This is a genomic window from Pseudoalteromonas sp. 2CM39R, assembly GCF_023161845.1.
Genome location: NZ_JALNTM010000007.1, coordinates 288,566 through 309,660 on the forward strand (window position 1 = coordinate 288,566; position 21,095 = coordinate 309,660).

At 39.7% G+C, this 21,095-nt stretch carries 21 protein-coding genes; 8 read left to right on the forward strand and 13 right to left on the reverse strand.

Features of this window, described 5'->3' with window-relative positions; genetic code table 11:
• Complete coding sequence (locus MTF66_RS17715) at positions 1–945, reverse strand: DUF58 domain-containing protein (RefSeq protein ID WP_054202133.1); 945 nt, start codon at positions 943–945, stop codon at positions 1–3.
• 3 nt (positions 946–948) lie between these two features.
• Positions 949–1,905 (reverse strand): MoxR family ATPase, encoded by a 957-nt coding sequence (locus MTF66_RS17720; protein ID WP_054202134.1) that lies wholly within the window; start codon positions 1,903–1,905, stop codon positions 949–951.
• Positions 1,906–2,234: 329 nt separating this feature from the next.
• Here MTF66_RS17720 and fadI point away from each other — a divergent pair, with 329 nt between their 5' ends.
• Positions 2,235–3,545 (forward strand): acetyl-CoA C-acyltransferase FadI, encoded by a 1,311-nt coding sequence (fadI, locus tag MTF66_RS17725; RefSeq protein WP_010391348.1) that lies wholly within the window; start codon positions 2,235–2,237, stop codon positions 3,543–3,545.
• On the forward strand, positions 3,545–5,737 hold the full coding sequence (gene fadJ, locus MTF66_RS17730; protein WP_138621468.1) for a fatty acid oxidation complex subunit alpha FadJ: 2,193 nt from the start codon (positions 3,545–3,547) through the stop codon (positions 5,735–5,737). Before fadI ends, fadJ begins: the two co-directional genes overlap by 1 nt.
• 87 nt (positions 5,738–5,824) lie before the next feature.
• On the opposite strand, the gene MTF66_RS17735 is transcribed toward fadJ, so the two are convergent.
• Complete coding sequence (locus tag MTF66_RS17735) at positions 5,825–6,211, reverse strand: MmcQ/YjbR family DNA-binding protein (protein ID WP_010391352.1); 387 nt, start codon at positions 6,209–6,211, stop codon at positions 5,825–5,827.
• Positions 6,212–6,404: 193 nt separating this feature from the next.
• Here MTF66_RS17735 and yeiP point away from each other — a divergent pair, with 193 nt between their 5' ends.
• Both yeiP and MTF66_RS17745 read left to right on the forward strand, forming a co-directional pair.
• Positions 6,405–6,977, forward strand: a complete 573-nt coding sequence (yeiP, locus tag MTF66_RS17740; RefSeq protein ID WP_010391355.1) for an elongation factor P-like protein YeiP — start codon at positions 6,405–6,407, stop codon at positions 6,975–6,977.
• Between the two features lie 147 nt (positions 6,978–7,124).
• Positions 7,125–7,328: a hypothetical protein gene (locus tag MTF66_RS17745; RefSeq protein WP_075170587.1), complete on the forward strand. Its 204-nt coding sequence runs from the start codon at positions 7,125–7,127 to the stop codon at positions 7,326–7,328.
• Here the strand turns inward: MTF66_RS17745 and MTF66_RS17750 are convergent.
• Together MTF66_RS17750 and MTF66_RS17755 are read right to left on the reverse strand one after the other, a co-directional pair.
• Positions 7,325–9,565 (reverse strand): EAL domain-containing protein, encoded by a 2,241-nt coding sequence (locus MTF66_RS17750; protein ID WP_138621470.1) that lies wholly within the window; start codon positions 9,563–9,565, stop codon positions 7,325–7,327. The two genes, MTF66_RS17745 and MTF66_RS17750, sit on opposite strands and share 4 nt — an antisense overlap.
• Before the next feature lie 51 nt (positions 9,566–9,616).
• Positions 9,617–12,340 (reverse strand): insulinase family protein, encoded by a 2,724-nt coding sequence (locus MTF66_RS17755; protein WP_138621472.1) that lies wholly within the window; start codon positions 12,338–12,340, stop codon positions 9,617–9,619.
• Positions 12,341–12,523: 183 nt separating this feature from the next.
• On the opposite strand from MTF66_RS17755, the gene sixA reads away from it, so the two are divergent.
• Positions 12,524–13,000 (forward strand): phosphohistidine phosphatase SixA, encoded by a 477-nt coding sequence (sixA, locus tag MTF66_RS17760; RefSeq protein ID WP_171043249.1) that lies wholly within the window; start codon positions 12,524–12,526, stop codon positions 12,998–13,000.
• A 54-nt stretch (positions 13,001–13,054) separates the two neighbouring features.
• Here the strand turns inward: sixA and MTF66_RS17765 are convergent, their stop codons facing one another.
• Entirely contained in the window at positions 13,055–13,978 is a 924-nt protein-coding gene (locus MTF66_RS17765; RefSeq protein ID WP_138606239.1) for an AEC family transporter, read from the reverse strand.
• Between the two features lie 17 nt (positions 13,979–13,995).
• On the reverse strand, positions 13,996–14,553 hold the full coding sequence (smrB, locus tag MTF66_RS17770; protein WP_138606237.1) for an endonuclease SmrB: 558 nt from the start codon (positions 14,551–14,553) through the stop codon (positions 13,996–13,998).
• Between the two features lie 298 nt (positions 14,554–14,851).
• Between smrB and prmB the strand changes: the two genes are divergently transcribed.
• Both prmB and aroC read left to right on the forward strand, forming a co-directional pair.
• Positions 14,852–15,787 (forward strand): 50S ribosomal protein L3 N(5)-glutamine methyltransferase, encoded by a 936-nt coding sequence (gene prmB, locus MTF66_RS17775; protein ID WP_076918988.1) that lies wholly within the window; start codon positions 14,852–14,854, stop codon positions 15,785–15,787.
• Between the two features lie 91 nt (positions 15,788–15,878).
• On the forward strand, positions 15,879–16,976 hold the full coding sequence (gene aroC / locus MTF66_RS17780) for a chorismate synthase (RefSeq protein WP_138621474.1): 1,098 nt from the start codon (positions 15,879–15,881) through the stop codon (positions 16,974–16,976).
• Between the two features lie 62 nt (positions 16,977–17,038).
• Here aroC and MTF66_RS17785 read toward each other — a convergent pair whose 3' ends face one another.
• The 5 genes from MTF66_RS17785 to MTF66_RS17800 form a co-directional block, all read right to left on the reverse strand.
• Positions 17,039–18,193 (reverse strand): lipase family protein, encoded by a 1,155-nt coding sequence (locus MTF66_RS17785; protein ID WP_138621476.1) that lies wholly within the window; start codon positions 18,191–18,193, stop codon positions 17,039–17,041.
• A gap of 13 nt (positions 18,194–18,206) precedes the next feature.
• A complete protein-coding gene (locus MTF66_RS17790; RefSeq protein WP_055011736.1) occupies positions 18,207–18,821 on the reverse strand; it encodes a DUF6795 domain-containing protein in 615 nt (204 codons plus the stop codon).
• Positions 18,822–18,892: 71 nt separating this feature from the next.
• Complete coding sequence (locus MTF66_RS17795; RefSeq protein WP_138621478.1) at positions 18,893–19,102, reverse strand: hypothetical protein; 210 nt, start codon at positions 19,100–19,102, stop codon at positions 18,893–18,895.
• Positions 19,099–19,449, reverse strand: coding sequence for a DUF6795 domain-containing protein (locus tag MTF66_RS38600; protein ID WP_308200103.1), 351 nt, complete (start codon positions 19,447–19,449; stop codon positions 19,099–19,101). The genes MTF66_RS17795 and MTF66_RS38600 overlap by 4 nt, the downstream gene beginning before the upstream one ends.
• On the reverse strand, positions 19,395–19,649 hold the full coding sequence (locus MTF66_RS17800) for a DUF6795 domain-containing protein (protein ID WP_248527719.1): 255 nt from the start codon (positions 19,647–19,649) through the stop codon (positions 19,395–19,397). Before MTF66_RS17800 ends, MTF66_RS38600 begins: the two co-directional genes overlap by 55 nt.
• 290 nt (positions 19,650–19,939) lie before the next feature.
• Between MTF66_RS17800 and MTF66_RS17805 the strand changes: the two genes are divergently transcribed.
• Complete coding sequence (locus MTF66_RS17805) at positions 19,940–20,326, forward strand: DUF4112 domain-containing protein (RefSeq protein ID WP_010391373.1); 387 nt, start codon at positions 19,940–19,942, stop codon at positions 20,324–20,326.
• 45 nt (positions 20,327–20,371) lie between these two features.
• Here MTF66_RS17805 and MTF66_RS17810 read toward each other — a convergent pair whose 3' ends face one another.
• Entirely contained in the window at positions 20,372–21,070 is a 699-nt protein-coding gene (locus tag MTF66_RS17810) for a 2'-5' RNA ligase family protein (RefSeq protein WP_054202143.1), read from the reverse strand.
• Positions 21,071–21,095: the final 25 nt, after the last annotated feature.

Genomic DNA, 21,095 nt, shown 5'->3' on the forward strand with positions numbered 1-21,095 from the left:
TTATCTTCTCACTAATTGCAGTTCCAGCGCAGTGGCTGCATCGAATGATAATAGGTTAAGCCCAGATTTTGTTAAACGATTAATACGCGCGCTAAATGCTTGCTCGGCATTTTTGGCAAATCGTTCTCTAAAACTGTTATCCATCAAAGGGAGGGCAAACTGCTGATTATTAGCACTTACCGTAACCGCTTGTTGGAAAGCAGGTAACTTATGCTCGAAGGGGTCGCTAATATGGCAGCCTATTAACTCACAGTGCCGCGCAAGTAATTCGAGTTGTTTAAAGCTGGCGTCATCTAAGGCGTTAAAATCGGATACGATATAAACCAAACTACCGGGTTTAGCTAAGTGATTTAAACGCTTAAGGTTGTCACTAAAGTTATTACTGGCAGGTTTATCAATATTTTCAAGTGCCTGCTGATGGGCGTCGCATAAATTATGACACAGCTTTAACACGGCCTTTTCACGGGCACTAGGTTTAAGCTCTAAATGCGAGTGCTGATTAAACACAACACCGCCAATTCTATCGCCACGTTGGCAAGCAGACCACGCAACCAAGGCACTAATATGTGCAGCTTGCACCGACTTTAATAATAATTGAGAGCCAAATAACATGGAGTTTGAAAAGTCAGTAAATACAAATACCGGGCGTTCTTTTTCTTCTTGAAAAAGTTTGGTGTGGGTTTCACCGGTACGAGCCGTGACCCGCCAATCAATAGAGCGTATGTCATCACCGTGTTGGTAATGGCGCACTTCGGCAAACTCCATGCCACGGCCTTTATGCGGCGCTAGATATTGCCCCGCTAAGGTGTTTTTTATTCTAACTTTAGGTGCCAGCTCAAGCAGTTGCGCTTTTGCTTTATAATACATCAGCTCTTTAAGCGATAAATTAACACCATGGCTATGACTTAATTTAAGCCATGCCTGAGAATCAAAGTGTGTTTGCATAACTTAAGGTACAGCTACTAGTTCAACAATACGGCTAATAACCTGATCTTTTGTAATACCATCGGCCTGTGCTTCGTAACTTAAAATAATACGATGGCGTAATACATTATGTACCACAGCTTGAATATCGTCAGGCGATACAAAATCACGACCACTTAACCACGCATGAGCGCGGGCACATTTATCCAAAGCAATGGTGGCACGTGGGCTGGCGCCGTACTCAATCCAGCGGCCAAGTTGCTCATCTAAGTTTGCGCCTTCTCGAGTAGCAATAATCAACTGAACTAAGTATTGCTCTAGTGGCTCTGCTAAATACAGACCCAAAATCGCTTTTCTAGCGGCAAACAGCTCTGCTTGCGAAATTTGCTCAAGCACTGGAACTTCATCATTAAGTGCTTCACCACGGGTTAGGCGTAAAATATCAAGTTCGTGCTCAGCCCCTGGATAATTAATACTTAAATGTAATAAAAAGCGGTCTAATTGCGCCTCAGGTAGTGGGTAGGTCCCTTCTTGCTCAAGCGGATTTTGTGTTGCCATCACTAAAAACAGGTCACTAAGTGGATACGTATTTTTGCCCACAGTAACTTGGCGCTCGGCCATTGCTTCTAATAAAGCTGACTGTACTTTTGCTGGTGCTCGGTTTATTTCATCCGCTAATATGAGGTTATGAAATAAAGGGCCTTTTTCAAACACAAACTCACTGGTTTGTTGACGATAAATATCAGTGCCGGTTACATCGGCAGGTAATAAGTCTGGGGTAAACTGAACACGCTGAAACGAGCCTTCAATACCTTTTGCTAAAGCATTAACCGCTCGCGTTTTTGCAAGCCCCGGAGGGCCTTCAACAAGTAAATGACCATCGGCTAATATAGCAATTAAGAGTGCTTGAGTGAGCGCTGGCTGGCCAATAATTTGGGTGTCTAAATACGTTTTTAAGTTTGAAAATGCGTTAGCTGCCATAATAAGTGGACTGTCCTCGTCAGCTTAAATAATACCTAAAGTGGTTAGGTAACAAATACTGAGCTAGTTATAAGGTTTATAAGTGGATAACTCAAGAGTTAGACTGATTTTTTGAAAATAGTTCGTTATTTTTTAACGCTTTTTAGCCTAACACAAAACTTTGTAAAACCTGCTAAAAAAGCCTATTGTATTACCCTTACACAATGTATGTAGTGATTTACAATGGCGCTTTATGATTAATTTACGTTTATCTATTGGCTTTATCACACGGGTTGTTTAGAATCGAGGAAAACATACAGGTCTGACCTGTCAGCGGGAGAGAATAATAAATGTCTGAGCAAAACATACTTAAAACACCAAAAGGCGACCGTATTGCCATTGTAAGCGGCCTACGTACTCCTTTTGCTAAGCAAGCAACTGCGTTTCACCATGTACCTGCATTGGATATGGGTAAGCTAGTAGTTAATGAAATGCTTGAGCGATTAAATTTCGACAAGTCAGAAATCGATCAACTGGTTTTTGGTCAAGTAGTACAAATGCCAGAAGCGCCAAATATTGCACGTGAAATTGTATTAGGTACAGGTATGCCAGTTGGCGTTGATGCATATTCAGTGTCACGTGCGTGTGCAACTAGCTTTCAAGCAATTGCAAATGTTGCCGAATCTATTATGGCAGGCTCTGTAAACGTGGGTATTGCTGGTGGTGCCGATTCATCGTCTGTATTGCCAATTGGTGTAAGTAAAAAATTAGCCGGCAGTTTAGTCGATTTAAACAAAGCCCGTACGCTTGGTCAGCGTTTAAAAATATTCTCAAAACTACGTTTAAAAGATTTATTACCAGTACCGCCAGCGGTTGCTGAGTACTCAACGGGTTTATCAATGGGACAAACAGCTGAGCAAATGGCTAAAACCCATAATATTAGCCGTGAAGATCAAGATGCTTTAGCACATCGTTCTCACTCATTAGCAACTCAAGCTTGGGCCGATGGCAAGTTAAAAGATGAAGTAATGACGGCGCACTTACCGCCTTATAAAAGCTTTATTGAAGAAGATAACAATATTCGTAAAAACTCAACGGTTGAAGGCTACGCTAAGCTTAAACCCGTATTTGACCGTCAGCACGGCTCTGTGACTGCCGCTAATGCAACCCCATTAACCGATGGCGCAGCTGCAGTGTTAATGATGAGCGAAAGCAAAGCAAAAGCATTGGGTTACGAAATATTAGGCTACGTACGCAGTTTTGCGTTTTCAGCTATAGGCGTAGAAAAAGACATGCTAATGGGGCCTGCCCACTCAACGCCTATTGCGCTTGATAGAGCAGGTATTACGTTAGCTGATTTAGACCTTATAGAAATGCATGAAGCGTTTGCATCGCAAACCTTAGCGAATATGAAAATGTTTGCTTCAGATAAATTTGCACAAGAGCACTTAGGGCGTAATAAAGCCATAGGTGAAATTAACATGGATAAGTTTAACGTTAACGGCGGTTCACTCGCTTATGGTCACCCATTTGCGGCAACCGGCGCGCGTTTAATTACACAAAGCTTATACGAGCTTAAGCGTCGTGGCGGTGGTTTAGCGTTAACGACTGCCTGTGCTGCGGGTGGTTTAGGTGCAGCCTTTGTATTGGAGAGTGCGTAATGACAGATTCAGTATTTAATTTAACGGTTGATGATAACAAAATAGCCGTGGTAACCATTGATGTGCCGGGTGAAAAAATGAATACCCTGCGTGACAGCTTTGCTGATGATTTAAAAGCATTATTAGCACAAGCTAAAGAGCATGCAGTGAAAGGTATGGTATTTATTAGTGGCAAAAGTGATAACTTCATTGCCGGTGCTGATGTGAAAATGCTAGACAGCGTTGAAAAACGCGAAGATGCATTAGCTATCAGCGAATTATGCCATCAAGCATTTTTTGATATGAAAAAACTACCGTATACCACGGTTAGTGCTATTCACGGCGCTGCTTTAGGCGGTGGTTTAGAGTTTGCTTTAGCATGTGATTATCGCGTTGGTACAGATAGCGATTTAACTAAAATTGGTTTACCAGAAGTACAACTAGGTTTATTGCCTGGCGGTGGTGGTACACAACGCTTAACTAAAATCGTGGGTATTCAAAAAGCCCTTGAGTGGATGCTAACTGGTAAGCAAATTCGTCCAAAACAAGCAAAAAAAGCCGGTGTATTGGATGATTGTGTACCACAAAGCGTACTGCTAAAAGTGGCCAAAGAGTTTGCGGCGAAGAAAAAGCCACAAGCTAAAGAGCCTAAACTTGATAAGATCAGTAAGCTATTAGAATCAAACCCGTTTGGTCGTAACTTTATCTTTAAAAAAGCTAAAGAAAACGTACTTAAAAAAACCGGTGGTCACTACCCAGCGCCGCTTGCGATTATTAAAGCGGTTCGTGCAAGCGTAGAGCTTGATGAAATGAAAGCGTATAAAACCGAAGCCGAAGGCTTTGCTACGTTAGTAATGAGTGATGAGTCTAAAGCACTTCGCGGTATTTTCTTTGCAACCACTGAAATGAAAAAAGAATGGCGCAACGATGACGCTCCTGCGATTAGTAAAACTGCTGTGTTAGGTGGCGGATTAATGGGCGCAGGTATTGCCCATGTAAGTGCGGTTAAGGCTAAATTGCCGGTACGTATTAAAGATGTGGCAGAGCAGGGCATAAGTAATGCCATGAACTACACATACAAAATCTTAGATAAACGCCTTAAGCGCCGTATTATGTCAAAAGCCGATATGCAGTTAACCATGAACCGCATTACTGGCACCACTGATTACAGCGGTTTTAAGCACATAGATTTAGTGATAGAAGCGGTATTTGAAGATTTAGAGCTTAAGCAAGGTATGGTTGCTGATGTTGAGCAGCAATGCCAAGCGAATACTATTTTCGCAAGTAATACTTCGTCATTACCTATTTCTCAAATTGCAGCAAAAGCAGAACGTCCTGAAAATGTAATTGGTTTACATTATTTCTCGCCAGTAGAGAAAATGCCACTGGTAGAGATCATTCCTCACGAAGGCACGTCACAAGAAACCATTGCTCGTGTAGTTAACTTTGCACGTAAGCAAGGTAAAACGCCAATTGTGGTAAAAGATATGGCTGGTTTTTATGTAAACCGTATTTTAGCGCCATACCTTAATGAAGCGGCTAACTTAATGCTTGCTGGTGAGCCGATTGAAAAAATAGATGCGGCTTTAGTCGAGTTTGGTTTTCCTGTTGGACCGTTGGCATTGCTGGACGAAGTAGGTATTGATATTGGATCTAAAATTGCGCCAATTCTTGAAAAAGAATTGGGTGAGCGTTTTAAAGGACCCGATGCTTTCTCACGCATGATTGATTCAAAACGTCTTGGTCGTAAAACAGGTCGTGGCTTTTATGAATACGACAAGAAAGGTAAGAAGGTTGATGAGTCAGTCTATGAGCTACTAGGTGTAACCCCAGCCCCACGTTTAAATAAAAACGAGATTGCTAAGCGCTGTGTTTCACAAATGCTTAATGAAGCGGCTCGTTGTTTAGATGATGGTATTATCGCAAGCCCGCGTGATGGTGATATTGGTGCTATTTTTGGTATTGGTTTCCCACCGTTCTTAGGTGGCCCGTTTAGCTACATGGACAGATTAGGTGCGAGTAAAATAAGCTCTGATATGTCTACACTGGCTAACAGCAATGCGATTTTTGCACCCTGTGAATCACTGGTTGCAATGGCTGATAAGGGCGATAAGTTTTACACTACAGCCACTAAAACAGCTGAAGTTGAGTCAGAGCAGGTAGATAATAAATCGACTGATACTCAAAATGAGATGACTGAACACAAAGATTAATGTCTTAAGTTAACGTAAAAAAGCCGCAAATTATGCGGCTTTTTTTTATGTTTGATTATCAGTAAATATAGAGATATAGACGCTTATTTACAGTAAGGCTTCAATAGCCTGTTTGTCTTTATCTGGCATATTGTCGACCACCAAATTAAATGAATTATCAATCATACGCTCAATTTCACCTTGTGGTACTGAGCCGTCTAAAATCACTGTATTCCAAAGGCGTTTATTCATATGATAACCTGGAATCACCGAAGGAAAAATATCACGTAATGACTGTGCTTCATCAGGGTCGCACTTTAAGTTTAGCCACCAAATAGGTTCGCCGTTTTCATCGGTTTCACCCTCATTGCTCAGTGCAAGGGTGGCGAACATCTTATGGTTTACTTTATATACATCAACATCTTTAGCAAAAGGTTGCGTTAGTTTAACTAACGGTTTGTTCATTAAATAAGTATGTACAGTTTGTTGGTTCATGAGCCATTCCTTGAGGTCATAATCGATAACTTAACCATAGCAGCTTTTTGCCACTAGATAACACGTGTTTCAGTCTAAATTACAGATTTATAAGTCAATACGAAGTAAGAAGCTAATCATATCACTTTATTGTTGAACAAAATCAGTTTCGTGGTATGTTTCTCGCAATCAAAAAAACAATAGGAATTCACCCATGCCAAAGGCGAGTGATGTTAAAAAAGGGACGGCTATTGACTTTAATGGCCGTGTATTAGTAGTAAAAGATATCGTACGCTCAGTACCACAAGGTCGTGCTGGTGGTAGTTTATACCGTATGCGTTTATACGATGTAGTAACGGGTAGTAAAGTTGACGAAACATTTAAAGACAGCGATATGCTTAATCTTGCTGATTTAACCCGTCGTGAAGCCATGCTGTCGTATATTGATGGGGATGAGTATGTCTTCATGGATAATGAAGATTACACGCCTTACAATTTAAATAAAGACGCCATAGCGGAAGAAATTCAATTTGTTAATGAAGAAACCCAAGGTGTGCACGTTATTGTAATTGACGGTACTGCTGTAGGTCTTGATCTTCCTTCAAGTGTTGAACTTGTTGTTGAAGAAACCGACCCTTCAATTAAGGGAGCTTCAGCCAGCGCTCGCTCAAAGCCTGCACGCTTATCAACGGGCTTAACGATCCAAGTACCAGAGCATATTTCAACGGGTGATCGCATCCGCATTAATACTGCCGAGCATAAGTTTATGGGTCGTGCTGACAAATAAGCTGTGATGAATTGATAATTGAGAGCCGAGCTTTTAAGTTGCTCGGCTTTTTTGTGTCTGATTTAAAGGACTACAATTAAATAATACGTTGCTTTAATTTTAGCCAGTTAAACGCTATTATACGCGCCTCAATTTTTAAGCAGTTTGATGACCATGGTATTATTTATTTTACTGAGCGGTGTGTTTATCGCACTTATGTATATTGAAACCATCAAAAAAGGTATGCCTGTGAAGCGCTGGTTATTTTTAGGCGGATTGTTGGGACCTGCAGCGTGGTGTTTATTTAATCTACATTACCGACGTGCATTAATACGCAATACCGGCATAAAAACGTGCCTATGGCGTGCCTAACTTGTTGCTCTAATTAAACTGAGTTTTGATTGGCTTTGTTGTTGTTTTAAAAACGCAGTAAATTCATCTTTTGAGAGTGGTTTAGAGTAGTAATAACCCTGAAGTGTTTCACAGTTAAGCTCTTCCAGTATGCTTATTTGTGAGGCTTGCTCTACACCTTCAGCAACTACATGTAAATCAAGGTTATGTGCAATAGTGACAATAGAGTCCACCATATTGCGGCCACGCTCTGTCTTCATATCATCAATAAAGGCTTTATCTATCTTAAGCGTATTTAGTGGAAACTGTTTCAAATACGCCAGCGACGAATACCCAGTACCAAAATCATCCATAGCTAAATGAATGCCGCGGGCACTTAAAGAGCGCATAATCGCAATGGCTTCTTGTGGGTCGTCCATTACGGTGCCTTCGGTGATCTCAAGTTCTAAAAAGTAAGAGGGCAGTTCATTTTTTTGTAAAATCACATCAATGCGCGAAGTTAAATCGGGTAGGCTAAATTGTTTTGCTGATAAATTTACCGCAACACGAGCGTTAAATAATCCAGCGTCTAACCATTGTTTTACGTCACGACAAGCTTTGTTTAAAACCACTTCACCAATTTCAATAATTTGCCCTGTTTCTTCGGCGATTGGAATAAATACCCCCGGGCTAATAACCCCCTTTTTCGGCGTAATAAAACGCACTAACGCTTCCATTCCAGCAAGCTTACCAGTACGAATATTCATTTTAGGCTGATAATATACCTCAAAGTGATCTTCTTTTAAGCCAAAGCGCATTAGGTTTTCTATTTGTAGTCGCTTTACTGCTTGGCGGTTCATGGTGTCATTAAAGAACAAGTAGCTGTTACCTTTCTTTTTCGCATGATACATAGCGGTATCGGCGTTCTTTAATAGTATTTCGGGGGTGTTACCATCTTCAGGGAACAGTACTATACCCACGCTTGAGGTGATAGCAAGTTCATGACCTGCCATTTTAAACGGTGTAGCTATTGCCGCTAAAAACTGTTTAGCCATACGGGTGATAGTGAGAATATCGTTGGTGTTTGACATAACCAGCGCAAATTCATCGCCGCCAAGGCGATAAAATACATCATTTTCACGGGTAAGCTTATTTAAGCGCATAGCAAGCTTTGCCAGCAAGCTGTCACCTAACTGATGACCCAATGAGTCATTTATCTTTTTAAAGTTATCTAAATCAAATACTAACAATGCATGGTGTGAATGCTGCTTTGCTAGTTTTTTTAAATCAGAAAAAAATAAATTACGGTTAGGTAAGCTGGTGGTGCGATCTCGATTGGATAAATTATTGAGCTCTGACTCCGTTTTTTTACGCTCGGTTAAATCAGAGTACACCACCACGTAATTAGTTATTTGATTTTGCGCGTTTTTAATTTCATCTATCGAAATTTCAAATGGCAGTAGGGCATGGTCGCTATTGCGCAGCTTTACTTCTTCTTGAATATGCTCGTGCTTTCGAACGGTGTCTTTTATGGTTTCTATGTAGCTTTTGTCGTAACCGGCTAAATGAAATTCTTTTTTAAGGTATTGCTCACGCACACCGCCAAACAAAGTTAAAAAGCTTGGATTAATATCAACAAGCTTAAAATCTTTATCATAAATAGCCAGTGCATCCGTGAGTGACTCAACGCATTTTGCAAATAGATTTAGTCGTTCTTCGGTTGATTTGAGCTGAGAAATATCTCTCACCGTGCCAGTCATTCTCAGTGGGCTAAGGTTTGCGTCTTTTTCAATTATTTTTCCACGGTCGAGTACCCAATGCCATTTACCAAAGCTATCTTTAATTCTATAAGTAGCTTCAAAAAAAGTACTCTCTTCAGCAAAGTGTTTTTTTAGTAGGTAATCTACATGAGTTAAATCACGAGGGTGTATAAGGCTTTTATTAGGTGGGAATTCTACTAGATTGTTGTTATTCAACACGTACTTGTCGTTAATACGAATAACTTTGCCGGTTTTTATATTCCAGTCCCAAAGCGTGTCACCACTACCTTCTACGGTACTTTTTAAGCGTTTTTCAGATTGCTGTAATTGGGAATGTGAGCGCTTGAGTGAGTGAAAAACTGTTAAAAAGTAAATTAACAGTAATGACATTATTGCACACACGCTAACGACTAGCGCATTTAAGTTCAAGCTAAATGATGACTCGAATGCACTAGCAGAGTAGGCGGTGACCAAAGTGGCCAACAACAGAATGTATTTTATTATTTTTATTTTGTTCATTGTCTTACTTCTTATTTACAAAAGACAATCTAAATCAAGCGCGAGCAAGAGTCAAAGAGAATGCGAATAAAGTGGTAGATTCTCCGATTGATTCACAGATTTAGCGCTTAAAAGCTCATATCTTGGGCGATCAGCATCAAAAATTTCAGCTGCATAGTTTTTTAAATCTTCAAGCGTTAATGCGTTTAAAGAATCTAGCAGGCGTTGCTGCATATTAAATTGATGATCGCCATTGCCAATTGCAAGCCATAAACGTTGTGAACGTAAACGCAAATTTTTGTCTTTTTCGGCAATATGCGTCACTAGCCCATGTTTTTGTTGCAGCCAGGTTTGCTCTGTCAGTTCATCAATGGTTGATAAATATTGACTAATAAACACATTATGCCTGTGCAGTAATGTGCTTGGTTCAAATTTAGGTGACTGAATATAAAAAGCAATTCCGGCACGGGTGTTAAAGGGCGCATAACCGGCACCAACTAAATAACCTAGTTGTTGTGTGGTCCGTAGCTCATTGAAATAATCTTGGTTAATTAAATGATTAAGCGCCATCATTTTTACTTTTTCATCAACATCATCGCTTAATGCTTGATAATAAATCACCATGGCATTATCGCTACAAGCGAGCTCTAATTCGTAACGAGTCACTTTGGTAATTTCAAAGAGTGGGCGCTTTAAATCTTCTATAACGGCTGACTTTTTAAGGTGCAGTGCCACCTTTTTCTGAAACTCAAGCGCTTCATTTTGTTGCCAATTGCCATGTAAAAAAGACTCAACATGAAGTGCATTAAAAAACGCCTGTCTAAACTCATTAAACTGATGAAAACAGGTATCTTTAAGTGCATTTGCTAACTCGTCAGGCTGTGGATTCCATGGCATTATTTTAGCGCCTAAAATACTAAAGAGCTCACTAACGGGTTTGTTTTGGTTGCTATTACGCCAGTGCCTTACCAGTTGTTTTTTATATTCAGCAAAGCGTTTAGCACAAATTTTTACGTTAAATAGTGCATCAATTAGCTGATCAACCAGCTCTAGTTGGCTTGAAGATAGCCCTGCAGTATGCAGGGTTAAGCCGCCTTGGTGAGAGGTTAAGTGATAACTTAAGCCCGCGAGTTCAGCTGGATAAAATTGTTCGCCAACACTATCCATAAACAAATCAGAAAACAATCGAGTCAATGCCATATGCTTTACATCTTTAACTGCAAAGTCAGAGTCCATGGCTAAATAAAAATGCCCTTTAGCCACTCTGAAGGTGGCATCTTGTTTAAACCAAAAATCAAAGCCAGCTTCTTTCACCAGTAACGTTGGATGAGCTTGCTGCGACTCTATTGGATATAGAACAACATCTTTAGCTAAATAAGGGTTTGCGGTAGGTAATAACATTTCACCTTGTGGCTGACTAATTTGTGCCAGCGCTTCGAGCCAATGCAGTGACAATTTTTCAATTTTATACGGTGTGTTATACCAAGCGGCTGTGTGTTCAGGCTCTACACCCGGATGAATCAGCACTAAACGCATATTATGAGGGGTTAACCATTGCATCGCCATTTCATGAGTGGTGGCTTTAAAGCCTTCCATTAAATAGTCGCCTTGTAAGTAATTAACTTCATCGTAATGTTGCATGTTAATACTTAAATTGCTGACCCAGTCAATCAGCCGAGATTTTTCTTGGTTATCAAATGCGATTTGCAGCAGCTTTTGCTTATCTTGATAAAGGCGAGGGAGTTTGCCGATGTTGTTATTTATTAAGCAAATGTATTCAAATACCATTTCAATAATATCTTCGTAGTATTCAATGCCTTCATCGGTCAGCGCCATACTAATATTAAAATCTTTAAAGTTACTACCGTTGATGCCACCTCCGGCAGAAAGAGCATTGATCCAGCCTTGTTCTTTTAGTACTGAATACAACGAGCCTTGTCCTTCATACCCTAGTAAGTGGGCAATAAAACTAACAGTTTTATGACGGTAAAAATCGTCAATGTTTGGCATAGCAAAGCTAATAATCAGCTTTTGTACATGCTTGTGTGGCTCAATATGGAGCAACTTACCCAAGTCTTGGCTGCGATAAAGCGGTGCCTCTATAGGTGGTTTTAATTTACCTTGTTTGCCTTTAATTTGGCAAAAATGCTGAGTTGCCCATGCTTCTAGTGTATCTAATGATTCACTGGCACAAATCACTAGAGTCATCCATTGAGCTTGGTAATGCTGATTAAAAAAGTCGCGTAACTCATCACTAATACAGCGTTTTCTATCAGCTAATGTTTGTAGGTTGCCTACAGAGAACTTAGCAAACGGATGTGCAGGGTTAACCGTTTCTTTATGCACTTGATAGATGCGCCGGCCATCATCTTTAATCTTTAATTTAAACTCAGCCTCAATCGCATTACGTTCTTTTTCGGTTTCTGCGGGATTTAAGGCGGGCGCTATAAAAAAACGGCTAAATTGTGCTAACGCCGATTCAATATGATTGTTATTAATATCAAAAAAGTAGCAGGTATGTTCCGTACCAGTCCAGGCATTGGTGTTACCACCAGATTGAGAGACAAAATTATTAAAGCTACCGGATTCAGGATACAGATCCGTACCTAAAAACAACATATGCTCTAAAAAGTGCGCTAAGCCTTGCCTATCAAGAGGATCGTCAAAGTGACCAGCGTTAACTGCCATAGAGGCTGCCGCTTTTGCTGAGTCCTGATCGCGCACTAAAAGCACTTTTAGACCATTGTCCAGTGTTAGTGTGCGGTAAGCTCTGTTATCATTGGTGCTGATTTTCAAATGATGCTCCTGAAACTAAACGTAAATTGTTAACAACAGATGATAACTTCAGGAATGCGACGCTATTTACCTGAACATCATGAAAGAACTATTTTAAGAAAATAAATAGGTTTGAGTTATTAATATAGCGGAAATTCGAGCAAATTGGCTACTGTTTTATATTCTTTAATTGGTTGATTTTTTATGAAAACAATCTTGATAATGCGTCATGGTGAAGCAACACCGATGCACTCTGATGATGTCAGTAGAAATTTGACTTCTGTGGGTCAGCAGCAAGCTGAAAAAATGGGGCTATGGTTGCAAAAAATGCACGCTCCCAGTGGCCTGTTAGTTAGCCCCTATGTAAGAGCGCAGCAAACGGCTGAGGCTGTTAAAAAAAATAATACCTTTTTATTTGAAGAAACTTGTCACGATGTTATTCCTGAGGGCAATCCTCAAGTTGCTGCAGATTATTTAGAAACGTTAATTGCGCTTCACCCAGAATGCGATACCTGGCTTGTTGTTGCCCACATGCCTATGGTGAGCTATTTGGTTGATCAGCTATGCGCTGGTAATATGCCAATTTTTAATACTGGTGCTGTTGCCCAAATTAGTTATGATGAAGCGAGCCATAAAAGTGATTACATCACCATAAATGCGCCAGCTAATGTAACCGTATAAACTACGAACCTCCCCAGCTTAAAGCCTGACAATAAAACGTGGTTAGGCATATATCTAAAGTAAAATGGTTAACCACACACTAAAACTCAACACACTTAATACTGTAGATAAAACTACCGCACTGGCTAGGGTATCTTGGTGTTGTTTTATTTGGCATGCAATTAAATAGGCATTAACGCCTAATGGTGATGCACTTAATAGCACCAGTACTTTTAACAGTGACTCATTAAGTGTAAATACGTGTGTGCCTAGCAATAATACCAAGGCAGGTAATATGACTAATTTTAATAGACTGGCAATGGCCGCTGCTTGCCAGTTATCGCTAATTTTATAAAAAGCTAAGTTAGCGCCCAATACAAATAACGCACAAGCAATAGCTGGTTCGGCTAAAAGCGCTAAGCCCTTAGTTAAGTCAGCAAATAAAGTAATCCCTGCCAAATTAACCAATAAACCAGTGCTAATACTTAACACCACTGGATTGAGTAGCATATTTTTGGAAAATGCTGACCAGGAAAACACATGACTAGCGCTGTTTGCACTAATTAAAAAAGTAAGGGTGAACAATAATGCGCTATGAAAGGTAATGATCATAAAAATAATGCCCATCATTTGCTCGCCTAATGCTGCAATAATAATAGGTAACCCCACCAATACAGTATTGGAATAGCTACTGCCAAGAGCAAACACGCTATGGCGTTCGTATTGAAGTTTTTTAGAGAGAATGTAGCGGTCAATAATTAGGGCAAAAAGGTAAATTAAAATAACCGGAATGTAAAAACTTAAAAAGCCATTTAAGCTGACACTGGTTTGTAAGTCTGCTTTGGCCATATTTAAAAATAAAAAGCTCGGCACACTAATATAAAAAGTAAACTTACTTAATCCCGCTATATGGATACGCTCTAAAAAGCCACTGCGGCTAGCAATGTAGCCACATAGCACAATAAATATAAGCGGGAATATAATCGAAAATATATGCACTAAAAGGCTCTTGTTGATTAGCGTCTAAACTCATCACTTTGCGGTAAATTAATTAATATCAGTACCGCACCTTTACCGCCATATTCGAGCGGTGCTTGATGCATAGCAATAACATCGGGGTGTTGCACTAAGTATTGCGGCACTTTATGCCTGAGGATATGGCCGCCAATTCCGTGTACAACACAGGCGCAGTAATAATGCTTTTTTTTACACTCATGAATAAGCCCTGCGAGTTCATCTTTGGCTACTTCTTTATTTAAGCCATGCAGGTCTAGAGTTAAATCAGGTATAAAATCCCCTCGACGAAGTTGTTTCGCTAAAAAACGATCCTGACCCTGTTGCACATAATTAACAGTACCGTTAGTGTCTATATCTGGCACATATTCATCAGAAAAGAAAAATTCTGATTGTTGTTGCTTTTTTTGCTGGGCAAATTGCTTCGCTTGTGACACTTTAGGTTTATTACTAAAACGGTGAGTGTCTTGTTTGAACACGCGCGCACCGCTGATACTTTGACGAAACAAGTCAATGTCATCAGGACTAATTAGGCTGTTTGAGTGGGGATCTTTTTTCATAGCGGCAGTCTAAACAAAAAAGTGGTAAAAATCGAGTAAAAAGGTGTGATACCCAAGTAGCTTTGAGGTGCATAGTGCAGCGCCAATAAGGTTAATTTAAAAGCGATTTATACTGCGTTATTGATTTGAACAACAGAGTGACTATTACACTTGCAATCAATGCCTTGTTTAAATTACCTTTAATTCTAACTGTCACTCGCACCTAGAGGTGGCTTGGGTATACAATAGGGCAATCATGGGGCCCATAGTTGTGCCTCGATTGAGTTTATTTTTTGAAAGTAGCAGGCAGATAATACTGATGAGTGAATTACTAATAGAAGAAGCAACCCTGGATGAAGCTGTTGCAGAACTTTCAACCTTACATGATTGGCTTCGTTGGACGACAAGTCAATTTGCAAGTAGCGGTATTTTCTTTGGTCATGGCACCGATAACGCATGGGATGAAGCGGTAAGTTTGTTATTACCAGCACTTAGCTTGCCAATTGATGCACCCAAAGAGCTGATGCATGCCCGTTTAACTAGCACTGAAAAAAACCGTTTAGCAGGCTTAATTGCCGAGCGCATTAACGATTTTACCCCAGTTCCATACCTGACCAACATTGCATGGTTTGCCAATATGCCATTTTATGTGGATGAACGTGTATTAATTCCTCGCTCGCCTTTTGCTGAGCTTATTAATAATCGTTTTACACCTTGGCTAGAGCAGCCAGAGTCAGTAGGGCGTATTTTAGATTTATGTACGGGATCGGGTTGTATTGCGATTGCATTGGCACAAGCATTCGAAAATGCGCAAGTTGATGCGGTTGATATATCCTATGAAGCGCTTGAAGTGGCTGATATCAATATCACCGATTACCAACTAAGTGAGCGCGTATTACCGATCCAGTCTGACGTATTCAGTGGTGTGCCTGGGCAAAAATACGACTTAATCGTAGCAAACCCACCGTACGTTGATGCTGAAGATATGGCTGATTTACCACGTGAATTCCATCACGAGCCAGAGCTTGGGTTAGCATCGGGTCACGATGGCCTTGATGTAACACGTACTATTTTAGATCAAGCTAGTGAGCATCTAACAGATAACGGTTTGTTATTTGTCGAAGTAGGTAACTCTATGGTACATATGGATGCACTGTATCCAGGCGCACCATTTGAATGGATTGAGTTTGAACAAGGCGGATTAGGGGTGTTTGTTATTAGCAAGCAACAACTAGATGCCTACTTTGCACAGTAATTATTAATACTAGCCATTCATCCCAAATGGCTGGGTAACACTATAGCCGAGATAATTCTCGGCTATAAGTCATTAGGAATGAGGAAAGTTAATGGCAGGTAATAGCATAGGGCAGTTATTTAAAGTGTCCACCTTTGGCGAAAGCCACGGCGTTGCATTAGGCGGCGTTGTGGATGGCACGCCAGCAGGCCTTGAGATAACAGAGGCCGACATACAACACGATTTAGATAGACGAAAACCAGGGCAAAGCCGCTATACCACGCAGCGCCGTGAGAGCGACCAAATTAAAATTTTAGCGGGTGTTTTTGAAGGTAAAACCACCGGTACCAGCATTGGTTTATTAATTGAAAATACCGATCAACGTTCACAAGATTATGGCAAAATTAAAGACGTGTTTCGTCCAGGTCACGGTGACTATACCTACTGGCATAAGTACGGCCTGCGCGATTACCGTGGTGGTGGCCGCTCATCTGCGCGTGAAACCGCTATTCGAGTTGCCGCAGGCGCCATTGCTAAAAAGTATTTAAAACAGTTTCATGGTATTGAAGTTAAAGCATGCTTGAGCCAATTAGGGCCAATAAAAGCCGAAAACTACGATTGGGACGAAGTGGAAAATAACTTGTTTTTCTTCCCAGACGTTAGCAAGCTTGAAGCGCTTGACGAATATATGCGTGACCTTAAAAAACAAGGTGACTCGGTTGGCGCTAAAGTAAAAGTAGTAGCTAAAAATGTGCCTGTTGGCTTAGGTGAGCCAGTATTTGATAGGCTAGATGCCGAACTTGCACATTCATTAATGAGTATTAATGCTGTTAAAGGCGTTGAAATTGGTGATGGCTTTGATGTAGTCGAGCAAAAAGGCTCAGAACATCGTGATGAGTTAACCCCTGATGGGTTTACCTCAAATCATGCCGGCGGCGTGCTTGCAGGTATTTCAACGGGGCAAGATATAATCGCATCAATTGCGCTTAAACCGACATCGAGCATTACTATTCCCGGTAATAGTATTAACACCGAAAATGAAGCGGTTGAAATGATCACCAAAGGTCGTCACGATCCTTGTGTAGGCATTCGTGCTATTCCGATTGCTGAGGCAATGATGGCTATTACTTTAATGGATCATTTACTTCGTCAACGCGGTCAAAACCCACATGTACACCACGAACATGGGCCAATTAAAGGCGCTATTTAAGCGCCTTTAATTATAATAAATGCGGCTGATATTTGATGCCGCACTTACATAACTGACTATACTTAAATACGGTCAATGGCTTGTTTCGCAACCATATAGAGTTTTTTAATCATTAAACCTAACACCCAACGGATAAATTGAGTTGTGAGCTCTACTACCTCGTATGACGCTTTACCTACAAAAGCAAGCATATGGCCAATTAAACCCTTTAACTCTTCTGTAAGCTCTACAAACTTAACCACAGATTCATGTAAGCATCGCGCTAAAATATCATAAAAAGTTAACCCAACGCTAAGACCTGCTTGTGCAGAAATAAAGGCGTATTGGCCAGTTTTCTTTAAAAAGGTAATTAAGCCATCGGTAATAATTCGCTGCCATCTAAGTGAGAATGTCACGTTATAGCGCAGAGCATATTTTAAAACTGTATGATTATAGTGAAGAGTTTTTAGTGAGCTTTCCATGCTTCCATAATCTTTGTGTGCAGCTACAGTATTAACATAACCGGGTGTGTTTTCTTCCATAGAGTGTGCACCAATATTAAAAAACGATCCTTCATTCATCGCCGTTTGGTATTCGCTTGAGGTATGACTAAATGGCCAAGCTGGTACGCAGGGTACAGGATCTGCACCGTGCGTTACACGGTACTGACCAACATTGTGTGCAGCTGAATGCACCGAATGATTTAGCACTACCCTTGGCGCACCAAACGTATATAAATTGGTGGGAATACCTTGATCACTTGCCCATATTGCTGATAGTTGGGCAATCGCACCACCTAAACTATGGCCAACAAGGTGCAAACATTTAGGCTTATGCTGTTTGACATAACTTGCAAACATCGGCTTCATGCTGGTAAAGGCTTTTTCAAAGCCAGAGTGCACTTCTAAGTTTTTAGGGCCATGGGTAATTGCTACGTTTAAGTTTGTTAGCCAATCAGCGCAGGAAGTAAAAACGGTACCACGAATGCCAATAATATGGTGGCCTTCAAATTGTTGTGATGCACCTTCTGCAGTTAAAGCGAAACCTGTAGTGCGGTTTAGAAGTTGATTGATTAAGCCACCACTAACACCTTTAATTTGGTTGTTGGTGATTTTAAAATCTCTATCAAAACTTTGTCCTAATTCTTTTGTAAATGACGTAGATGTTCTTATATCATAAACTCTAGCCGCTATAGTGGCAGCTATATTTGGGGGTAATATTGCTTGGACTTTTTCCATGTCAATCTTCCTTCTATCTTTCAGTTAAATCTGTTAAGTCGTAGTTATTTATCTGGTACTCTTTACCACCTTTTAAAAGTTTATAAGGTAAAAAGTCTTCTTCCCATCGGCAAATACTTTGTGCTACATAGTTACGGTGTATATTCTTTTGATTTCTAAATTCAAATACAACGTGAGGATTAGTTATTTCACAATTTAAAAGTGATAGTTTTTTACTATACTCAGGGACTTCATCAATACCTGACTGAGTTGCAATCCAAAGGGGGATTAAGGTGTCATTATTTTCAATAAATATTTCTTGCGAAACACGGTTTTCAACTATTAGCTTATTTGGTATTGAGGAAAGGATCGTTTTTTTGGGAAAGTGAAAACGTCCATTTTGATCTGTGCTTGCAGTATCTCGGTGGACTTTTTCATCTATGTAGATTAATGATCGTATTATTTCTAAGTTGGCAATTGGTGTGCCATTCTCTGTAACAACCCCATTGACTTCAGGGCTTAAAAATACTTCTTTCTTCTTTTTGAACCAGCTAAACATATCTTCTCCTTGACTAATGGCTGGAAAAATAATCACACAAACAAGAATTAATAAGATAATGAATCGAGGGCTATAGCTAGATTTATTCATAGGCAATCCTTGCATATTTTTATTGAACTCTAATTGAGAATAAAACACATGTAAAGTGAAATGCCCTCTTTTTAACCTCTCAGAGAGCCTGTAATTTGAGTAACCAGATTTAGCAGTTGCTTGATTAAACCGCCACTAACGTCTTTTATTTGTTTGTTGGTGACTTTAAAGTTTTCAATAAAATCTATTTCAAACTCTCTTTTATAACTGTTACTTTTTCTTATATTAAATACTCTTGCCGCAACGCTCGCAGCTGTGCTAGGTGCCAACTTATTATTCATAACTCAACCTCCTTCTCTGTAAAAAGCTCTGTAATCTTATTGAAATCTCCATCATGTATTTTGTACTTTATCTCTCCGTTCTCTATTATATGTGTTGGTATATAGTCATCTTCCCATCTACAAATACTGGAGGCTATCCTATTTAAATGCTCATTATTGTAATTTTTGAATTCAAACCTGACTAATTTATTTGTTATTTCGCAATTTATGAATGCTAATCTGTTGGTATATTCAGGTATTTCTTTAATTCCAGACTGATTAGCACTCCAGAGCTCAATTTTATTATCATCATTTAGGATAAATATTTCTTGGGAAATACGGTTTTCAACGATAAGTTTATTCGGAATCGAGGGAAAATTGTTTTTTTGGGAAAATGAAAGCGCTCATTTTGATCTGTGTTAGCAGTATCTCGGTGGACTTTTTCATCTATGTAGATTAATGAGCGAATGATTTCTAAGTTGGCAACCGGTGTACCATTGTCTGTAACAACACCATTGACTTCAGGGCTTAGAAATACTTCTTTTTTCTTTTTGAACCAGCTAAACATATCTCCTCCTTGACTAATGACTGGGAAAATAATCAAATATGCAATAATAAACAAAATAGTGAATTGAGAGCTGTAACTAGATTTATTTATAGGCAATCCTTGCATATTATTGGACTTTAAAGATGAGAGTACACTATTTAAAATGAATCTACAGTAAGCTTTTATATAGCCTCGAACTTTGATACTTTTAGTGTAAAGTATTGCGTTTAGTATATACAGGCTATACATCTTTATTGCCGCTCAATAATTTAAATGTGCTCAGCGCACCTAAAAATAAGAGAGCTGTTAGTATGCAAAAAAACAATCAAGCTTCCATCTCACAAACTGAATATAAAGCCACCATAAAACGACTCGAAGAGTTTAGCCGCTTTACCGATAGCAGCATTGGTATTCCGTTTACTAAATTTAAATTTGGTGTAGAGTCGCTGATTGGGCTTTTACCTGTGATAGGTGATTTAGCAGGGCTTATTTTATCTGGCTATGTACTAATTGAAGCGCAGCGCTTAGGTGTTAGCAAGCGAGTAAAAAGCCGTATTATTATAAATATGTTGATTGATTTTGTTGGCGGGCTCATTCCATTTTTTGGAGATATTTTTGATGCCATGTTTAAAGCAAATACGCGTAACACCCGCATACTTAAAAAACATTTAACAGATAAGCTAACTACAAACCCATAAACCATTTAAGTTAATAAGTGTGTAATTAGCCCTGTTATTAACTATTTATTTGGCATCAAAAAAGTACTTAGCGAGTATTTCTTTTTGTTGACCAAATTGATCAGACACTCCAATTCCAATCCCAATTATTTCCCCTTGTGCCTGCGGCGGCTCAGCGTGCAGCGCTTTTTGTACTAACGCTAATGCAGGATTTTTCTCATTTGCAAGTAGGGTTAAATGCGGCTGAAAATTTTGAAATACATTAGGGCTGCCATAACGTTCAAAAGCCACAAGTTTATTAGGGTAATGCTTTACCCAACTTGGCACTGGTGCTTGATGATCGCGAAGCGGCTCAAGCTTGAGAGTAACCTCATCTGCCAATCGTTGTAATTGATATGATTTTTCTAAGTTTATAAATGCCCAATTACTTGGTGATACACTAAATCCATTGGCTTTTATCTCAAACGACTGATGTTCTTTTACAATGCGCTCAACCATTTGCTTAATTTCGTTTTGTGCTTCAAGTGGGTAATCCGTTAAATACAAGGTGGCATGCACGGGTAACCCTTGTTGGTAAAACGTAGTAATTTGGTGCGTAGCCAATTCATCGCTGGTGTTAGCGACTAGCTCAACAATAGGCTTAGAAGGAATAGCAAATACGTTAATACTTATGCTTTTTGCATAACTGCTGGCAGAAGTAGCCAAGAGTGTTAAAAAAGTAAAAGAGATAAATAGCCACGATAAAGAGCTGTGTTGTTTAACCATAAGAGTGAGTCAATTCAGGTTTTTG